The sequence below is a fragment of the Haemophilus sp. oral taxon 851 str. F0397 genome (assembly GCF_000242295.1).
Lineage (GTDB): Bacteria > Pseudomonadota > Gammaproteobacteria > Enterobacterales > Pasteurellaceae > Haemophilus.
Genome location: NZ_JH591083.1, coordinates 1 through 18,069, shown reverse-complemented (window position 1 = coordinate 18,069; position 18,069 = coordinate 1). Strand labels below are relative to the sequence as shown.

General features: G+C 38.2%; 15 protein-coding genes and 1 tRNA gene (1 of these 16 only partly in view). 7 read left to right on the top strand and 9 right to left on the bottom strand.

Translation table 11 applies throughout. From position 1 onward, the window contains the following. Positions 1-33 (top strand) — tRNA-OTHER (locus HMPREF9096_RS0108875); it begins 43 nt to the left of the window's first position. A gap of 129 nt (positions 34-162) precedes the next feature. Here HMPREF9096_RS0108875 and wecA read toward each other — a convergent pair. The 3 genes from wecA to map form a co-directional block, all read right to left on the bottom strand. Further along, the gene (gene wecA / locus HMPREF9096_RS00580; protein ID WP_005644695.1) at positions 163-1,230 is read right to left on the bottom strand and encodes a UDP-N-acetylglucosamine--undecaprenyl-phosphate N-acetylglucosaminephosphotransferase; all 1,068 of its coding nucleotides are present in this window, start codon (positions 1,228-1,230) and stop codon (positions 163-165) included. A 74-nt stretch (positions 1,231-1,304) separates the two neighbouring features. Further along, entirely contained in the window at positions 1,305-3,896 is a 2,592-nt protein-coding gene (glnD, locus tag HMPREF9096_RS00585; protein ID WP_009500974.1) for a bifunctional uridylyltransferase/uridylyl-removing protein GlnD, read from the bottom strand. Between the two features lie 93 nt (positions 3,897-3,989). Then, positions 3,990-4,796, bottom strand: coding sequence for a type I methionyl aminopeptidase (gene map, locus HMPREF9096_RS00590; protein ID WP_005632605.1), 807 nt, complete (start codon positions 4,794-4,796; stop codon positions 3,990-3,992). 136 nt (positions 4,797-4,932) lie between these two features. Between map and erpA the strand changes: the two genes are divergently transcribed. The 5 genes from erpA (at position 4,933) to argG (ending at position 10,546) form a co-directional block, all read left to right on the top strand. Then, entirely contained in the window at positions 4,933-5,277 is a 345-nt protein-coding gene (erpA, locus tag HMPREF9096_RS00595) for an iron-sulfur cluster insertion protein ErpA (RefSeq protein ID WP_009500973.1), read from the top strand. A 1-nt stretch (position 5,278) separates the two neighbouring features. Then, positions 5,279-5,632, top strand: a complete 354-nt coding sequence (locus tag HMPREF9096_RS00600; protein WP_009500972.1) for a YacL family protein — start codon at positions 5,279-5,281, stop codon at positions 5,630-5,632. A gap of 6 nt (positions 5,633-5,638) precedes the next feature. Beyond that, positions 5,639-7,996, top strand: a complete 2,358-nt coding sequence (gene mrcB, locus HMPREF9096_RS00605; protein WP_009500971.1) for a penicillin-binding protein 1B — start codon at positions 5,639-5,641, stop codon at positions 7,994-7,996. 166 nt (positions 7,997-8,162) lie between these two features. Continuing rightward, positions 8,163-9,035 (top strand): phosphoribosylaminoimidazolesuccinocarboxamide synthase, encoded by an 873-nt coding sequence (locus HMPREF9096_RS00610; protein WP_009500970.1) that lies wholly within the window; start codon positions 8,163-8,165, stop codon positions 9,033-9,035. 176 nt (positions 9,036-9,211) lie between these two features. Further along, on the top strand, positions 9,212-10,546 hold the full coding sequence (argG, locus tag HMPREF9096_RS00615) for an argininosuccinate synthase (protein ID WP_009500969.1): 1,335 nt from the start codon (positions 9,212-9,214) through the stop codon (positions 10,544-10,546). Between the two features lie 64 nt (positions 10,547-10,610). Here argG and rnb read toward each other — a convergent pair whose 3' ends face one another. Then, positions 10,611-12,590 (bottom strand): exoribonuclease II, encoded by a 1,980-nt coding sequence (gene rnb, locus HMPREF9096_RS00620; protein ID WP_009500968.1) that lies wholly within the window; start codon positions 12,588-12,590, stop codon positions 10,611-10,613. Positions 12,591-12,655: 65 nt separating this feature from the next. Continuing rightward, positions 12,656-13,444 carry an enoyl-ACP reductase gene (locus HMPREF9096_RS00625; RefSeq protein WP_009500966.1) on the bottom strand — a complete coding sequence of 263 codons (789 nt, stop codon included), beginning with the start codon at positions 13,442-13,444 and terminating at the stop codon, positions 12,656-12,658. A gap of 177 nt (positions 13,445-13,621) precedes the next feature. On the opposite strand from HMPREF9096_RS00625, the gene prfC reads away from it, so the two are divergent. Further along, complete coding sequence (gene prfC, locus HMPREF9096_RS00630; RefSeq protein WP_005644678.1) at positions 13,622-15,205, top strand: peptide chain release factor 3; 1,584 nt, start codon at positions 13,622-13,624, stop codon at positions 15,203-15,205. Between the two features lie 75 nt (positions 15,206-15,280). On the opposite strand, the gene HMPREF9096_RS00635 is transcribed toward prfC, so the two are convergent. From HMPREF9096_RS00635 to HMPREF9096_RS00650, 4 genes are all read right to left on the bottom strand, one after another. Continuing rightward, positions 15,281-15,514: a YgjV family protein gene (locus tag HMPREF9096_RS00635; RefSeq protein WP_009500964.1), complete on the bottom strand. Its 234-nt coding sequence runs from the start codon at positions 15,512-15,514 to the stop codon at positions 15,281-15,283. Between the two features lie 438 nt (positions 15,515-15,952). After that, complete coding sequence (locus HMPREF9096_RS00640) at positions 15,953-16,282, bottom strand: branched-chain amino acid transporter permease (protein ID WP_005643719.1); 330 nt, start codon at positions 16,280-16,282, stop codon at positions 15,953-15,955. Further along, entirely contained in the window at positions 16,279-17,013 is a 735-nt protein-coding gene (gene azlC / locus HMPREF9096_RS00645) for an azaleucine resistance protein AzlC (protein WP_009500961.1), read from the bottom strand. Before azlC ends, HMPREF9096_RS00640 begins: the two co-directional genes overlap by 4 nt. Before the next feature lie 9 nt (positions 17,014-17,022). After that, positions 17,023-17,952, bottom strand: coding sequence for a LysR family transcriptional regulator (locus tag HMPREF9096_RS00650; RefSeq protein WP_009500959.1), 930 nt, complete (start codon positions 17,950-17,952; stop codon positions 17,023-17,025). Positions 17,953-18,069: the final 117 nt, after the last annotated feature.

The following is an 18,069-nucleotide window of genomic DNA, read 5'->3' as shown; positions in this document are numbered from 1 at the left end:
GGGTCGCGAGTTCGAGCCTCGTTTCCCGCTCCAAATTTCAATCCCTAGCCAAAAGGCTAGGGATTTTTTCTATCTATAAAAATAGATCACCAAAATGTTAAAAGTGCGGTGAATTTTCTCAAAAAATAAAGGCTTGTGATTTAATAACACAAGCCTTTATTTTTATGCTTTCTTCAACCGTTTGGCGCGACGTTTCATTCTTCTGACCCAACGAGTAATTCGCCATGCACGCGTAATTGAATATACATAAAGGAAAAATAAAATGAAAAAGCCGACAAACATCGCCCACTCATTCACATAATAAACTTCCCCTAAAATACCGATAGTTGCACAAACTGCAGAAACAAATGTAATCAATAAAAAGGCTTGTCTTGATGTCAAACCCGCTCTCACCATTAAATGATGAACATGTAAACGATCTGGGCGGAATGGGCTTTTACCTTTACGTACACGGCGATAAATAATCGCAACCATATCAATCAAAGGAATCGCAATAATCCAAAGTGCGGTGACTGGATTCATCGGATGTCCTTTTCCTTGCGTACTCAATAACAAAATCCAAATAATGGTAAAACCAATTAATGTACTCCCCGCATCCCCCATAAACACCTTATATTTCGGTCCAAATGGAATTCCTAGATTTAGCATCAAATAAGGTAAAATCGACACGATTAAAGCAAAACTCCAATGCGCCATATCCATTTGCCCGTCTCGATACATCAAGAAACCAATGGCGGCAAAAGAAACGCAAGAGAGTCCCCCAAGCAATCCATCAATACCATCAATCATATTAAAGGCATTAATAATCGCAATAGTGGCAAAGACGGTAATAATCAAACCAATTGAACCAAGCGTTAACTGGAAAGGCCCTAAAATTTGACCTAGATGATCAAGATAAACATTCCCAAGATCGATCATTAAAATCGCCAGAATTGCTTGAATCCCTGCTCTTAAGAAAGGACTAATATCAAAACGATCATCTAAAATCCCTATCGCCAATAAAACAAAAATACTGAACAAATAAAGATACGGTAATCGAAGTTGATCCCATTCCATCAGGTAATAGCAAAGATTTCCAACAAAAAGCGATACGCCACCGATTAGCGGAATTGCGCCTTGATGACGTTTACGATAGTTTGGCTTATCAACTAATCCAATCCAATTTGCAACTGGTCGCATCACAATCAATGTTAAAAATGCGCCAAGAAAAGTAACAAAAATACTCAGCATAGTGTGACCCTAAAATTTTTTGTAAAGGATAACATAAGGCAAATTTACCTAGAAATATATTTTTATAAAAAGGACTATCCAATATTTCGATACAGCACGTTACGTAATATTTCTCTTTGTTGAGAATCCAGAGCTTGCCCAAATTGGTTCGTCAAAATAAAAAAATCCTCCGCTTTCTCGCCCACAGTGGTAATTTTTGCATTCAATAAATTGAGATTTAGTTCACTGAAAATCTGACTCACTTGCGCTAATACCCCTGGTTTATCCAACGCAACCAGTTCCATTTCAGTATGCTCTTTTTTATTTTCATGTAAAAAACGCACGTCAGTTTGTACGGTGAAATGTTGAAGCTGACGATTCGGTGTAATAGAAAGTGCGGGTAATTTTTCACTTTGAAGAGATACCGTTAGAGCTTGCTCTAATTCTCGACGACGATCAAATTCCACTAATTCACCGTTAAATTCCGTGATGATAAAGCTATCAAAAACATAACCATCTTGTGTCGTAATAATCTGTGCATCATGGATACTGAATTTTTTTGCGCCTATGGTACTCACGACTTTATTAAATAAGTGCGGTTGATCTTGGCAATAAATAAATACTTCCGTGCCACCAAGTGAAAAGCGATTACTAATTTTCACTAATAATGCCTCTGCGAAATCCACCAGCAAACTTGTATGCCACGCGATTTGTTTTGGCGTATTACGCACAAAATAATCTTCAGGACAACGATCCCATAATTGCGCAATCGAGATTGGTGCAATATCGGAATAATCCTGCGTTAAAATTTGTTGTGCAAGTTTTCGGTTTTCTTCCGATTTTTCTGAATAATCAAGTAATTCTTTCATGCCTTGTGCAAATTGCTGTTCGGTAAATTCATATAAAGAGGCAAAAAGCGAACGTTTCCAGCTATTCCATAAATTACCATTGGTTGCACAAATATCCGCTACCGTTAAACAGGTGAGATAATCTAGCCGAACTTGATTTTGCACGGCTTCCGCAAAATTCATGACGACTTCAGGATCATGAATATCACGGCGTTGCGCCGTAATTGACATCAGCAAATGGGATTGGACTAGCCAAGCAAGGGTATCAATTTCTCGGCGATCTAAATCATGTAATTGCGCAAAGTCTGCTATGTCTTCTGCGCCAAGTTCTGCGTGATCACCCCCCCGCCCTTTTGCAATATCGTGGAATAACGCCGCAATATAAAGTAAAGTGCGGTCAGAAAGTTGGCTAAAAATTCGATGAGCAATCGGATGTTCTTGTGCACTTTCTTGTGACAGAAAACTTTCCAATTTCAACATCACGCGCAATGTATGCTCATCCACCGTATAAATATGAAATAAATCAAATTGCATTAAGCCCTCAATGGCTTGCCATTGGGGAAGATATACTGTTAATACGCCATATTGGTGCATTGGTATAAATGCACGCTTAATCGCATTAGGTTGATTAAACAAACGTAGAAATTTTTCTCGAGCAGCAGGAATCTCGCATAATTTTCGTGGTAGTTGCTCTAAGGAAATTTGTAATTGACGCAAGGTATCAGAATGAATATCCGCCCATTCGTACTGCGTTAAATAAAAGAATAGATCTAAAATTCGCTCTGGTTTTTCTTGAAAAACACGGCTATTACGCAAACATAAGCATTGGTTAATCAGTTGAAAATCATCGTCTAACTGATGAATCACGCTGTCCTGATTTGATGAAAGCACATTTTCTCGATAATGCTGAATCAACAAATTACTAATCAGCGAAATGCGGTGCAATGCTTGGAAAAAATATTTCATCATTTTTTCCACAGCTTGATTGCCTTCCCCTCGGAACCCTAACAATTCACTGACTTTAATTTGACGATCAAACAACAGACGATTATCGTAACGTTTCAAAATCAAATGCAAAGCGAACCGCACCTTAAATAAAAATGCACGACTTTCTTGTAGTTGCAGATACTCTTGAGGATAAATAAAACCACTTTGTAAAATGGCCTCAAGAGTCAACGCCCCCGAATGGCGCAACGCCACCCAATACAACAAATGCAAATCACGCAAACCACCAGGGCTGTACTTAATATCTGGCTCAAGGTTATAAGCCGTATTGTGATAACGCTGATAACGTTCTATTTGCTCTTGCACTTTGGCATTAAAAAAATCTTCTTTCGACCAAAAATCAGCACGTTTTACCAATTCATTTAGCGCATCAAAGTGCGGTCGATTGCCAACAAGAAATCTGGCTTCTAATAAATTGGTGGCAATCGTAATATCTTGTTTTCCTTCCGACTCGCATTGTTCTAAGGTTCGAACACTATTTCCCACCTCAAAGCCACAATCCCATAAAAATTGGATAAATTGGGTGATCTTTTCTTCAATTTCTGGGCTAGGTATTTGCTCGACCAAAATTAAAAAATCTAAATCCGACAAAGGAAACATCTCACGCCGTCCATACCCCCCCACCGCAATTAAAGAAATGCCTTGCTGTTCACTTAATCCCATTTCCTGCCAAAGTTGAATCAATAAGACATCATAAAAATCACTGCGATTTTCAATAAGCTCAAAAATGGAATAACGAGAAAAATTCTCGAGCTCAAATTGCTTAAGATTTTCTCGTTCAATTTTGACCGCACTTGGCGTTAAAGGAGAAGATAATGTCGGAAAAAACAGCATATGAATTGCCTTTTGTTAGATCGAAGTCGATTTATTATAAAGAAAAACAAAAAGGGCGTATATCTACGCCCCTATCTTATAATTTAATGTCAATTACACATTCACCATAATCCGTGAAATTCGACCTTCTGCAATTTCTTCATCGCGGATAGTCATTACTTCACAACCAGTTTCTGTGACAACAAGTTGATGTTCGTATTGTGCTGAATGGCTACGATCTTTGGTTTTTACTGTCCAACCATCTCCCATCACGCGCACTTCTTTTTTGCCCGCGTTAATCATTGGCTCAATCGTGAACACCATGCCTGGTTTTAAAATCACACCACCATCATCTGCATAATAATGCAATACTTGAGGTTCGCAGTGAAATTCTGTACCGACACCATGTCCACAATATTCACGCACAACACTGAAAGTTTGACTTTCAGTATATTTTTGCACAGCTTTACCTACTTCATTTAAACGAATACCTGGTTTTACTGTGCGCAATCCCACGTATAAGGCTTCCTGTGCGGCTTCCACTAACTTTTTACTACGAATATTCGTTTCACCGCCCACGATATACATTTTTGAGTTATCACCAAAATAACCGTCTTTAATCACCGTGACATCAATATTCACAATATCGCCGTTTTTAAGCACTTTATCGTCACTTGGAATACCGTGACAAACAACTTCGTTAATGGAAATACAGGTCGCTTTTGGGAAACCATGATAATTCAAACACGCTGGGATAACCTTTTGTTCATTCACCATATATTCATGGCAAATTCGATCAAGTTCGCCTGTAGTTACACCTGCTTTTACGTAAGGTTCAATCATCACCAGCACATCCGAAGCCAATTTGCAGGCCTCACGTAGTTTTACAATTTCTTTTTCTGTTCTAATTGGAATAGCCATTTTATTTCACCTTTTTTGAAAAAAATTTTGCCAGATTATAGCACGATTTCTAGGAAAAAACTGGATTATACTTGAATGGAGTAAATGGTTATTAGATAATAACGGAATTCAAATTTTCGGGAAGCGGGAAATAATTATGACAGATAACATTGCAGTACCATTGACATTTACTGATGCAGCAGCGAATAAAGTAAAAAATTTAATCAGCGAAGAAGAAAATACTAATTTGAAATTACGCGTGTATATCACGGGTGGCGGCTGTAGCGGTTTCCAATATGGTTTTACTTTTGATGAAAAAGTGAATGAAGGCGATTTAACGATTGAAAAATCAGGGGTTCAACTTGTGATTGACCCAATGAGTTTACAGTATTTAATCGGTGGTACCGTTGATTACACAGAAGGTTTAGAAGGTTCACGCTTTACTGTAAATAATCCAAATGCTACCAGCACTTGTGGCTGTGGTTCATCCTTTAGTATCTAAGATGGATTTTCAATTTACACATTATCAAGGCAATGTATCCGTAAAATGTTCGATGGAACACATTGCTCTTGCTAACTGGTTCAATACAGAAGTGCGGTCAAATCCAAAGGCGATTTTGACCGCACTTTCTACTGCGCAATCACTCTCTGAAAATCAAGAAAAGATCTTAATCGGCGCAGAATATACTTTGTTTTTAGATACTGATGAAGTAATGGTACGAGCGAATAATCTCGCCATTGAAACAGATGAAATTTTGGAAGACGATTTTCATTATTATGATGAAGAAAGCATTGCTTTTTGTGGCACGCAAGATTTTATCCATTTCCTCGAAGCTTATGTTGATTTTATCTCTTAACCGACTATGACCACCGAAAACGTTCAAAAAAATCCCGAAGAAAAAACACCCAAAAAACGTAGTTCTTTCAAAAGTTTCCTATTAAAAGTAGCGTTTACTGGTGCGGTATTAACCGTATTTTATGGAGGATACTTAGATTGGCAAATCCGTTCAAAAATGGATGGGCAAATTTGGCGTTTGCCCGCTGAAGTGTATAGCCGCATTGAAAGCGTGAAGATTTCAGATAATCTCGCTTTCGATGAAGTGATTCAAATTTTATTAGATAACGAATATCGCCAAACAACCATGGTAGCGGCACCAGGCGATTTCAAATTGGAAGATGATACCATTGTGGTTCTTCGTCGAGCTTTTCCTTTCCCTGATAAACCAGAACCACAACGAGTTTTACGTTTACGTTTTGTCGATAACAAACTTAATCGAATTGAAGATCTCGTAGCTGTAAAAGCTATCGATGAGTTTCGCCTTGCACCAAAATTGATTGCGATGTTGGAATCTGATAATGAAGATCGCCTTGCAATTCCTTTGCAAAATTACCCGCGCTTATTGATTGACGCCTTAATTTTAACGGAAGATCGCCGTTTTTATGATCATCATGGTATAAACCCAGTGGGCATTATACGCGCATTAATTACCAATATCCGTGCGGGGCAAACGGTACAAGGTGGTAGTACGCTCACTCAACAACTCGTGAAAAATTTATTTTTATCAAGCGAACGTACGATTACCCGGAAAGCGAACGAAGCCTTAATGTCATTGGTGTTAGATTGGCGTTATGATAAAAACCGTATTCTCGAGACCTATCTTAATGAAATTTATCTCGGACAAAATGGTGATACGCAAATTCACGGTTTTGAGTTAGCTAGCCAATTCTATTTTGGTCGTTCGATTCGTGAAATTAGCTTAGATCAAATTGCACTTTTAGTCGGGATGGTCAAAGGCCCTTCACTTTATAATCCTTGGCGTAATCCTCAAAATGCCTTAGAACGTCGTAATGTTGTTTTAAAGCTCATGCTTGAACATAAAATGATCGGTGATGAACTTTACCAATTATTAAGCCAACGACCTTTAGGTGTTCAACAAAAAGGACAAATCTCCCGTAAATATCCGTCATTTATTCAAACTTTACAGGCGGATTTACGTCGTGAGCTAGGCGAACATAAAATATCCAGTTTACTTGGCGCACGGATTTTCACCACAATGGATTTAAAACAACAAGCCCAAGCAGAAAATGCAGTGGTGAATACAGTTTCACAACTACAACTGAAAACTAAAAATCCATATTTAGAAGGCGCCATGATTGTTGCGGATTACCGTGTGGGTGAAATTCGTGCGGTAGTGGGTGGTTTGCAAACGCAATATGCAGGCTTTAATCGTGCATTAATGGCAAAACGTCAGATTGGTTCTTTAGTCAAACCATCAATTTATTTAACCGCACTTTCGAATCCAGAACAGTTCCGTTTGAATACCCCAATTAATAACCAGCCAATTACGATTAATGTCAAAGGTAGCCCGCCGTGGCAGCCGCGCAACTATGATAAAAAATATAGCGGTTCAGTGATGTTAATGGATGCCTTAGCGCGTTCTTTAAATATTCCGACTGTGAATATTGGGATGAAAGTCGGCTTGAGCAAAGTCATTGATACACAAAAATCAATGGGATGGGATAATGTGGAAATCCCAAAAGTGCCCGCCATGTTGCTCGGGGCTTATACCATCTCACCTTATGATGTAACTAAACTTTATCAAACTATTGCAAATCAAGGTGGACGGATTGAACTCACAACCGTCGATACCATTGCGGATCGTCAAGGAAATATCATTTATCAACATGATAAAACCGCAAAACAAGTGGTACCACAAGAAGCCGCATTCCAAACGTTATTTGCGATGCAACAAACTGTTGAACGTGGTACAGCTCGTAGCTTGCAAAATGATTATGCGGATTTACGTTTAGCCGGTAAAACTGGGACAACAAATGATGCGCGTGATACTTGGTTTGTGGGGATCGATGGAAAAAATATCAGCACGGTTTGGCTTGGTCGCGATGATAATGGCGAAACAAAACTTACTGGTGCATCAGGCGCATTACAGATTTATAAAGATTATTTAAGCCATACTTATATTGAAAAATTGAAGCTAAATAAACCTGCGAATATGAAATGGGTTGGTATTACCCAACATGGTAGCTGGGATTGTGACAGCAATCGAGTGATTCCAGTTTGGGTGAATAATGGACAGAATTTCTGCGGTGGCACATTAACGACTTCTCCATCACCAACTACTCCACCAGCTGAAACAGAAATTGCGCCTCGACAAGAAAGCGTCTGGGATGTATTGGATAACCCAAATCCACCCGCACAATAATTAAGCTAGGAAGCATTCCAATAACAGCCAAATATTTCTAAATAAAAAACTATAAATCTCCTGAAATTTCAGGAGATTTTTTATTTCTTAAAAAAAATAGCAAACGTTTGCTTTAAAAGTGCGGTACAATACGCGCCAGTTTTTACTTTCATACAGGTGCAAAACGATGACACAACAACTCCCCACTCTAAGTCTAAAAAAAATCTATTCAGGTAAAGTACGCGATCTCTATGAAATCGATGATAAACGTATGCTAATGGTTGCTTCTGACCGCTTATCTGCGTTTGACGTTATTTTAGATGATCCCATTCCACGAAAAGGCGAAATCCTGACACAAATATCCAACTTTTGGTTTAACAAACTTGCTCACATTATGCCGAATCATTTCACTGGTGAGAGTGTTTATGATGTGTTACCAAAAAAAGAAGCTGATTTAATCAAAGATCGCGCTGTAGTGTGTAAACGTTTGAATCCCATTAAAATTGAATCTATCGTACGTGGTTATTTAACTGGCAGTGGTTTAAAAGATTACAAACAAACTGGTACCATCTGCGGATTAAAATTACCTGAAGGCTTGGTTGAAGCTAGTAAATTAGCAGAACCTATTTTCACCCCATCAAGTAAAGAAGCCGTTGGCAATCACGATATAAATATCAGCTATGAAGAATGTGAAAAACTCATTGGGGCTGATTTAGTGGCGCAAGTAAAAGAAAAAGCTATCGCTCTTTATACTGCAGCTGCAGAATATGCACTGACTAAAGGTATTATTATTTGCGACACAAAATTTGAATTTGGTTTAGATGAAAATGGCACACTCACCTTAATGGATGAAGTATTAACACCTGACTCTAGTCGTTTTTGGTCTATCGATACTTATCAAGAGGGGATTAATCCTCCATCATTCGATAAACAATTTGTACGCGATTGGTTGGAAAATAGCGGCTGGAATAAACAAGCTCCCGCACCGAAAGTGCCAGAAAATATTATTCAGAAAACTGTTGATAAATATCAGGAAGCACTGGATTTATTAACAAAATAGAGATCAAAATCCCTGCTATTTACAGCGGGGATTTTTATGCATGATGATAACTAAAGATTTTTCGTCTTAATACATAAAAGGCTAGACAAACATAAAAAGTGCGGTTATATTTAAATGACTTTTTATTCAAATAAAATGATTAATTATTCAATCTAAATTATAAACAAGGAAAAGATATGTCAAACACAATTCTACAACATTTACCTGAAGGGCAAAAAGTCGGTATCGCGTTTTCTGGCGGCTTAGACACCAGCGCTGCATTACTTTGGATGCGTCAAAAAGGCGCGGTGCCTTATGCCTACACCGCCAATTTAGGTCAACCTGATGAAGATGATTACAGCGCAATCCCTAAAAAAGCGATGGCGTATGGTGCAGAAAATGCTCGCTTAATTGATTGTCGTGCTCAGCTTGCTCATGAAGGCATTGCGGCAATTCAATGCGGTGCATTCCATATTTCTACAGGCGGAATACCTTACTTCAATACAACTCCACTTGGTCGTGCAGTAACTGGCACAATGCTTGTTGCAGCAATGAAAGAAGACGATGTAAATATTTGGGGGGATGGTTCTACATTCAAAGGGAATGACATCGAACGCTTCTATCGTTATGGTTTATTAACAAACCCGAATTTAAAAATCTATAAACCTTGGTTAGATGCGCAATTTATTGAAGAACTTGGTGGCCGCTTTGAAATGTCTCAATTCCTTATCGAAAATGGTTTTGACTACAAAATGTCCGTTGAAAAAGCCTACTCGACCGATTCCAATATGCTGGGTGCAACCCATGAAGCAAAAGACTTAGAACAATTAAGCACAGGCATGAAAATTGTTAAACCAATTATGGGTGTCGCATTTTGGGACGAGAAGGTAGAAATTAAACCAGAAACAGTCACTGTCACGTTTGAAGAAGGCGTCCCTGTCGCATTAAATGGTAAACGTTTTGATAATGCAGTTGATATTATTCTAGAAGCCAATCGTATCGGTGGTCGTCATGGTTTAGGGATGTCTGACCAAATCGAAAACCGCATAATTGAAGCAAAATCTCGTGGTATTTATGAAGCGCCGGGGATGGCATTATTGCATATTGCTTACGAACGTTTAGTAACAGGTATTCACAATGAAGATACCATCGAACAATATCGTATTAATGGCATCCGTTTAGGCCGTTTGTTATACCAAGGCCGTTGGTTTGATCCACAAGCATTAATGCTGCGTGAAACAGCACAACGTTGGGTGGCAAAAGCAATTACGGGTACGGTAACACTTGAGCTTCGTCGTGGTAACGACTTCACTATCTTAAATACCGAATCACCGAACTTAACCTATGAAGCAGAACGTTTAAGTATGGAAAAAGTGGAAGATGCGCCATTTGATCCAATTGATCGTATCGGTCAATTAACCATGCGTAATTTAGATGTATCTGACACCCGAGGTAAACTTGGTATCTATGCACAAACAGGTTTATTAAGCGCAATTAAAGATTCAGTATTGCCACAATTAGGTAAGAAATAAGAAGTTTTTAAAAAAGAAAAAACCGATTTTCAATCACTGAAAATCGGTTTAAAGAAGAACAATTTTATTGAACGATTTCCCCGACAATACTGCGAGTTGTCTCTTTCACTTCCGTAAGTTTCACTTTCACAATATCGCCTATTTTGTAAATACGCTCACCTTTAATATAAAGGGCAATCTCATCAGAATTCACCTGCATTTCTTCTTTATTATTATGTAAAGTTGAAGCAGGTATAAACATTGAGGCGCCATTTTCTAATAATTGCACACGTAATCCACCACGCATCACATCTTGCACTTCCGCCTCAAATTCAGCATTTGATGCAACTTTATCAGCAAGATAACGGCAATATAACCAATCCGCAATATCACGCTCAACTAATCGATTTTGGCGACGAGCCTCTTGTAAACGGGCCAGCACTTCATCTTGTGGTTTATTACAAGTTTGTTGTGTCAATACTGCTTTAATTAAACGATGGTTCACCATATCAGAATATTTACGAATTGGTGATGTCCATGTCGCGTACCCTTCTAAACCAAGACCAAAGTGCGGTGCTAATTCCGATTTAAATTCAGCGAAAGTTAAATAACGACGTAAACGGAATTCTAAATAGTCGCCTTCAATCGGTTCAATATCGTGGCGCATTTGACAATAACCGTTTAATGTTGCCAAATTTTCTACTGAATAACGCTCCGCAAGTTCAGCTTGATTTTGTTCATTGGCTAAATTTGCCATTAAGAAATTGTGCGCATTCTCTAAGAATTTCTTATCAAAACCGCTATGCGTATTGAAAATACCAGTTTGTGCCTGCTCTGCTAAGAATTGCGCAGCACAAATGTTAGCAATAATCATCGATTCTTCGACAATTTGATTGGCTATACGACGATATTCTGCTTTGATTTCTGCCACTTTACCATTTTCAGCAAGCACAAAAGAATAATCTGGTTTTTCTTTAAATAACAGGGAATGAGTCTTACGCCATTGAATACGTGCTTTAGTAAATTGATGTAACCAATTAATTTGTTGTGCAATTTCTGATGTTTCGGGTTGCCATGCATTGTCTGTCTGTTCTAAATAATCCGACACTTTGTTATAAGCCAATTTCGCTTTAGATTGAACATAAGCCGAAACAAAATGCGGTTTAGCCGTGATATTGCCTTCAAGATCCGTTTCAATATAACAAACAAGCGCTGGACGCGTTTCATTTGCGATTAACGAACATAATTCATCAGATAATTCGCGTGGCAACATAGGGATGTTAAAGCTAGGCAAATAATTGGTGAAACAACGCTGTTTCGCATCTTTTTCAATTTGAGAATCTAACGCGATATAAGCTGTTGGATCCGCAATCGCAACAACTAATTTCCAACCTGTTTGTACTGCATTTTGTTCGATAGGCTCGATATATAAGGCATCGTCCATATCCATTGTACTTTCAGAGTCAATCGTCACAAAATGAAGTGCGGTCAGATCTTCACGAGTTTGTTGATCTAACATTTCATAACTTTCAGCGCCTTGAACAGGATAACGAGATTGCTCATGACGTGCCAATGTTACCCACCAAGGAGCGAATTCATCATCGGCTCGGCAAATAAACTGATTAATAGTGGCATAAAAAAAGCGATCATCACGTAATGGGTGCGTTTTTAAATTAGCAACCACCCAATCGCCTTCTTGTAATTCTTCTTTTACGGATTTAGCTTGTTGTGCGCCAATGGGTTGGTTAATACTTGGATGATCCACCAAAACTTGCAATTTCTTATCTTTATTGAACCGCACTTTTGCAATGAAACATGTCAACATTGGCTCAATTAAAGATTCCGGCTCGGCTTGTTCTTTATCGCCTTGCTTTTCAATGGTGGCTTTGATTTTGTCGCCGTGCATCACCTTTTTCATTGAAGGTGGTGCGATGAAATAGGTTTTCTTATCGCACTCTAAAAAGCCATAGGCTTTATCTGTGCTTTTTACCACGCCTTCTACATGCTCTTTGCTGTCGTGGATTTGTTGTTTAAGCTGTGCGAGTAAAGGATTATCTTGAAACATAGTTATATTTTAAAAAAGAGAAAAGGCAGACTGAAAAGCCTGCCTAAAAAAGAATGTAAGAAAAATTATTCTTCGCCTAATTCGCCCATTGCGGTGATGCTGAAACCTGCATCTACGTGAACGATTTCACCAGTAATACCCGATGCTAAATCAGAGCATAAAAATGCTGCTGAGTTACCTACATCTTCGATAGTCACTGTACGACGTAATGCAGCGGTTTTCTCAAAGGTAGAAAGCATTTTCTTGAAGTTTTTAATACCTGATGCCGCTAAAGTACGAATTGGACCAGCAGAAATTGCATTCACACGAATACCTTCTTTACCTAAATCCGCTGCCATTACGCGCGTTGCTGCTTCAAGAGACGCTTTAGCTAAACACATCACGTTGTAGTTAGGAATCGCGCGCTCTGCACCTAAGTAAGAAAGGGTTAATAATGCAGCATTTGGCTTTAAGTAAGGACGTGCCGCTTGTGCCATAGCTACAAAACTGTATGCGCTAATATCGTGAGCGATACGGTAACCTTCACGTGTCGCGGCGTTTACATAATCACCATCTAATTGATCACCTGGTGCAAATGCAATTGCATGAACAAAACCATCAAATTTATCCCAACGTTTGCTTAATTCTGCGAAGCAATTTTGGATGCTTTCATCAGTTGCAACATCTAAAGGAAGCACGATATCAGAACCAAATTCTTTAGCAAATTCTTCTACGCGCGGTTGTAATTTATCGTTTAAATAAGTGAAAGCAAGTTCTACACCTTGTTCTTTCATTGATTTTGCGATCCCGTAAGCGATAGAACGATTGCTTGCAAGACCAGTTACTAAAATGCGTTTACCTGTTAAGAACCCCATAATTTTTCCTATATTGTTAGCGTAAAAAACTTGCCTAGTATAAGCGAAAATTTGTCTTTGTACAAAGCAGACCAATTTTTCTAAAAAACCAACCGCACTTTATTTACAAATTCGTTTGAGCAAAAACCTAAAATCAGCGAAAATAGCCCACATTTTTAATTGAATGAAGAAGAAACAATGAGTTATCCATTAGAAGAAGTTAATAAACGTCGCACTTTTGCGATTATTTCCCACCCCGATGCAGGTAAAACAACTATCACCGAAAAAGTACTTTTATACGGAAATGCGATTCAAACAGCAGGTTCTGTAAAAGGCAAAGGCTCAACTGCTCATGCAAAATCCGACTGGATGGAAATGGAAAAACAACGTGGAATTTCGATTACCACTTCCGTAATGCAATTTCCTTATAACGATTGCTTGGTGAACTTACTTGATACCCCGGGGCACGAAGATTTCTCTGAAGATACTTACCGCACTTTAACTGCTGTGGATAGCTGCTTAATGGTTATCGACTCCGCAAAAGGGGTTGAGGAACGCACAATTAAACTAATGGAAGTGACTCGCTTACGTGATACGCCAATCATCACCTTCATGAACAAACTCGACCGCGATATTCGCGATCCGATGGAATTGTTAGATGAAGTGGAAAATATTCTGAAAATTCGTTGTGCGCCAATTACATGGCCGATTGGTTGCGGAAAATTATTTAAAGGCGTTTATCATATCGCTAAAGATGAAACCTATCTTTATCAATCCGGTCAAGGTTCAACCATTCAAGAAGTTCGCATTGTCAAAGGTTTAAATAGCCCAGAATTAGATGCCGCGGTTGGCGATGATTTAGCACAACAACTTCGCGATGAATTGGAATTAGTGCAAGGCGCAAGTAACGAATTTGAACATGATGCTTTTATTAAAGGTGAACTTACGCCGGTATTTTTCGGGACAGCATTAGGTAACTTTGGCGTGGATCATTTCCTTGATGGTTTAACACAATGGGCGCCAAAACCACAATCTCGTCAAGCAGATACAAGAACCGTTGAAAGTTCAGAAGAAAAATTTAGTGGTTTCGTATTTAAAATTCAAGCTAATATGGATCCAAAACACCGCGACCGAGTTGCATTTATGCGTGTGGTTTCGGGCAAATATGAAAAAGGCATGAAATTAAAACATGTTCGAATTGGTAAAGATGTGGTGATTTCTGATGCGCTTACCTTTATGGCTGGTGACCGTGCTCACGCCGAAGAAGCTTACGCTGGTGATATTATTGGTTTACATAATCACGGCACGATCCAAATTGGCGATACCTTTACGCAAGGCGAAACCTTGAAATTTACGGGTATTCCAAACTTTGCTCCTGAGCTATTCCGCCGCATTCGGTTGAGAGATCCACTCAAACAAAAACAATTACTTAAAGGTTTAGTACAACTTTCAGAAGAAGGTGCAGTGCAGGTATTCCGCCCATTAATGAACAACGATTTAATTGTAGGTGCGGTGGGTGTCTTGCAGTTTGATGTGGTGGTTTCTCGTCTAAAAACTGAATATAACGTAGAAGCGATTTATGAAAATGTGAACGTTGCAACCGCACGCTGGGTGGAATGTGCCGATGCGAAAAAATTCGAAGAATTTAAGCGCAAAAATGAGCAAAATTTAGCTTTGGATGGTGGAGATAACTTAACCTATATTGCGCCAACAATGGTAAATCTGAATTTAGCTCAAGAACGTTATCCTGATGTCGTTTTTTACAAAACTCGTGAACATTAAAACGACAAAGTGCGGTGAAATTTCACCGCACTTTTCCAGAAAAAAAGCGTTGAAATTTAATTCAACGCTTTTCTTTTATTTAGAGACTTTTTCTTGTCTTAATCGCCAAAGTTGATAAACATTCACAACAGCTAAAAATGCATTTAATAATGCTACAGGATAAGCCGAGATAATTACGCTATAGATGACAAATAAAATTGCGCCAATGCTGTTCACTACGCGTAAATGTACGATAGATTTAAACAAAAACGATACTGCAACAAAAAAGGTTGCGATATAACCCAATAATTCAACTAAATTCAACTCCATAATTCTATTCTCTCCGATTAAAAATAAAAACGGGCGTCATGATAAAAGATTTTTAAAATAAGGAAAAGATCAGAAAAAAAAGCAACCGATTGCAAGATAAAATTATTTTACCTTACAAAGAATAAAGGTATTTTTATCATCATGAGCAAATAAAAAGCCGGGACGAGTGCGCACATCTAAAATCTTGGGAAGCTTATCCAATTTGTGGGAATTAGATAACATTAGCTCGCCCAACCCGCACTTTGTCACCGGCTAAACTCTTTTAGCAATCTAGATGATCGTACTATGAACAATAAAAGAATTTAATAAAACGAGGTTCTATCTTTTGTAATAGCTAGAATTCCAATTTCTACCATTCTAGAAATTGGATTGATTATAAACCATAAAGTAACTTTAGATTCAAGAGGATTATAAAGAAATCAAAGCTATGATTTTATTCTAAATAAAGACAAGTTGTACTAAAAGCATATAGAAAAGCGTACCCACCGCAATAGATAGAAACATATTTTTCTTCCAAAAATGCAGCCCTAGCACCACTATGCCTGCAAGAAAATCAGGGATACCATGATAACCAGTTAAAACATCAATATTCTTATAGCAATAAACTACAAGCATACCAAACATAGCTGGAGGTAAAACTTTCCCAAGATAGCGAATATATTGTGGAATCGGACGATTAGCTGGGAAGACAAAAAATGGCAATAAGCGCGTAAATTGCACAGTAAGCACACAAATTCCAATCGTCATAATCTGTTCTGTGAGTGTCATTTTAGCGACTCCAATTTTGTATCTAATTTAGGCCCACGCATAGTTAGAATTAACCAGATACCAATTAATGTTGGAATTAAGAAATATTCTTTGCCTACAATCAGTAAAAAAGCCAATGCAATCCCTAAGCCCAATAGAGAGCTTTCATGAGATTTTTCCTTTATCCAATTTTCTGCAAAAATGACTAAGAAAAGAGCGGTCATCGAGAATTCCACACCTTTTAAATCAAAAGGTAAAACAGAGCCAAATAAGTTACCAATTGCAGCACCAACCACCCAATAAATATGCAAATATAAGCTGACAAAAAACATATACCAACCTTTATCTAAGTGAGGTGGAATTTTGGCCATATAATTTAGAGAAAAGGATTCATCTACAAGGGTAGTAATTAGATACCAACGTTTATGACCAATGTATACGCCATATTTTTCTAACATTGATATGCCATAGAAAATCTGACGAGTACTGATCATCAAGGTAATTAATAACACACTGATTGGAGAAAAAGGCGCGATAAGCGCTCCAGCAGCAATAAACTCAACAGAACCAGCATAAATAAGTAAAGCCATCAAAGTAGGATATAAAAATCCGAAACCCAGTGCCTTCATATAAATACCATATGCCACACCAAGAAATAAAAATCCGGCAATCATTGGCGCACTATAAGGAAAAGCAGCTTTAGCCGCCGCACTAATTGGGTGAGGCTGCTGATTTTGTAGAGAAAAATTCATTTATTACTTCTATAAATCTAAAACAGATAGCCCAGGTAAAGTTGAAAAACTTTGAGCTTTTACGGTTTGATAAAAATCTTCTAAATAAGAAAGGGATTCATCTTCTTTGCGAATAGCCGCATATAGATTGCTATATAAACCTTCTTTTGTGACTTTTCTTGCCACAACATAACCCTTTTCCAAATAAGGCAACGCAGCCCAATAAGGGATAGTCGCAATGCCACGACGGCTCGCCACTAATTGAATCATAGCAATAGTCAATTCAGTTGTGCGGCGAGTAGGATTAATGCCTTTTGGTTTAAGCACTTTACGCAATAGATCTAACATATCATCAGGAACAGGGTAAGTTACCCAGGTTTCATCTGCAAAATCTTGCGCATCCCAAATGTCTTTTTCTGCTAAAGGGTGATCTTTTGAGCAAATCCCAACCATCTCATAAGAAAAGAGCGGTTTAAAAATGACATCATCATTATGCTCTACTTCTGATACTATCGCCCAATCTGCTCGGTGAGAAAGCAATAAACCAACAGGATCCGTATGAAAACCAGATACAATATCCAACTCAACTAGCCCCCAATGCCGACGAAATTCGTCCATAGCAGGCATTAACCAATCAAAACAAGTATGACATTCCACAGCTATGCGAAGCTGACCCGCATCTCCATGTTTAACCCTAGCAAGATCACGTTCAGCATCTACGACTTTTGGCATCACTTCATTAGCAAGACGAATTAAACGCTCTCCCGCCGAAGTAAAACGAAGTGGATTACTTTTACGCTCAAACAAAGGCAAACCAAACTGTTCTTCTATTAATTTAATTTGGTGAGAAAGGGCTGATTGGGTTAAATATACTCGCTTTGCAGCTAAAGAAACGCTCCCTGTCTCTTTTAAGGCCAATAAAGTTTTAAGATGTCTAAATTCTAGAAAGGTTGGTTTCATTAAAAATATTCATACAAAATAGAAAATTAGATGATAGATATAATACCTTAAAATACGAAATATTCGAATTAATATTATATAGAAAAAACAAAAACCCCATATCTTTCGACACGGGGT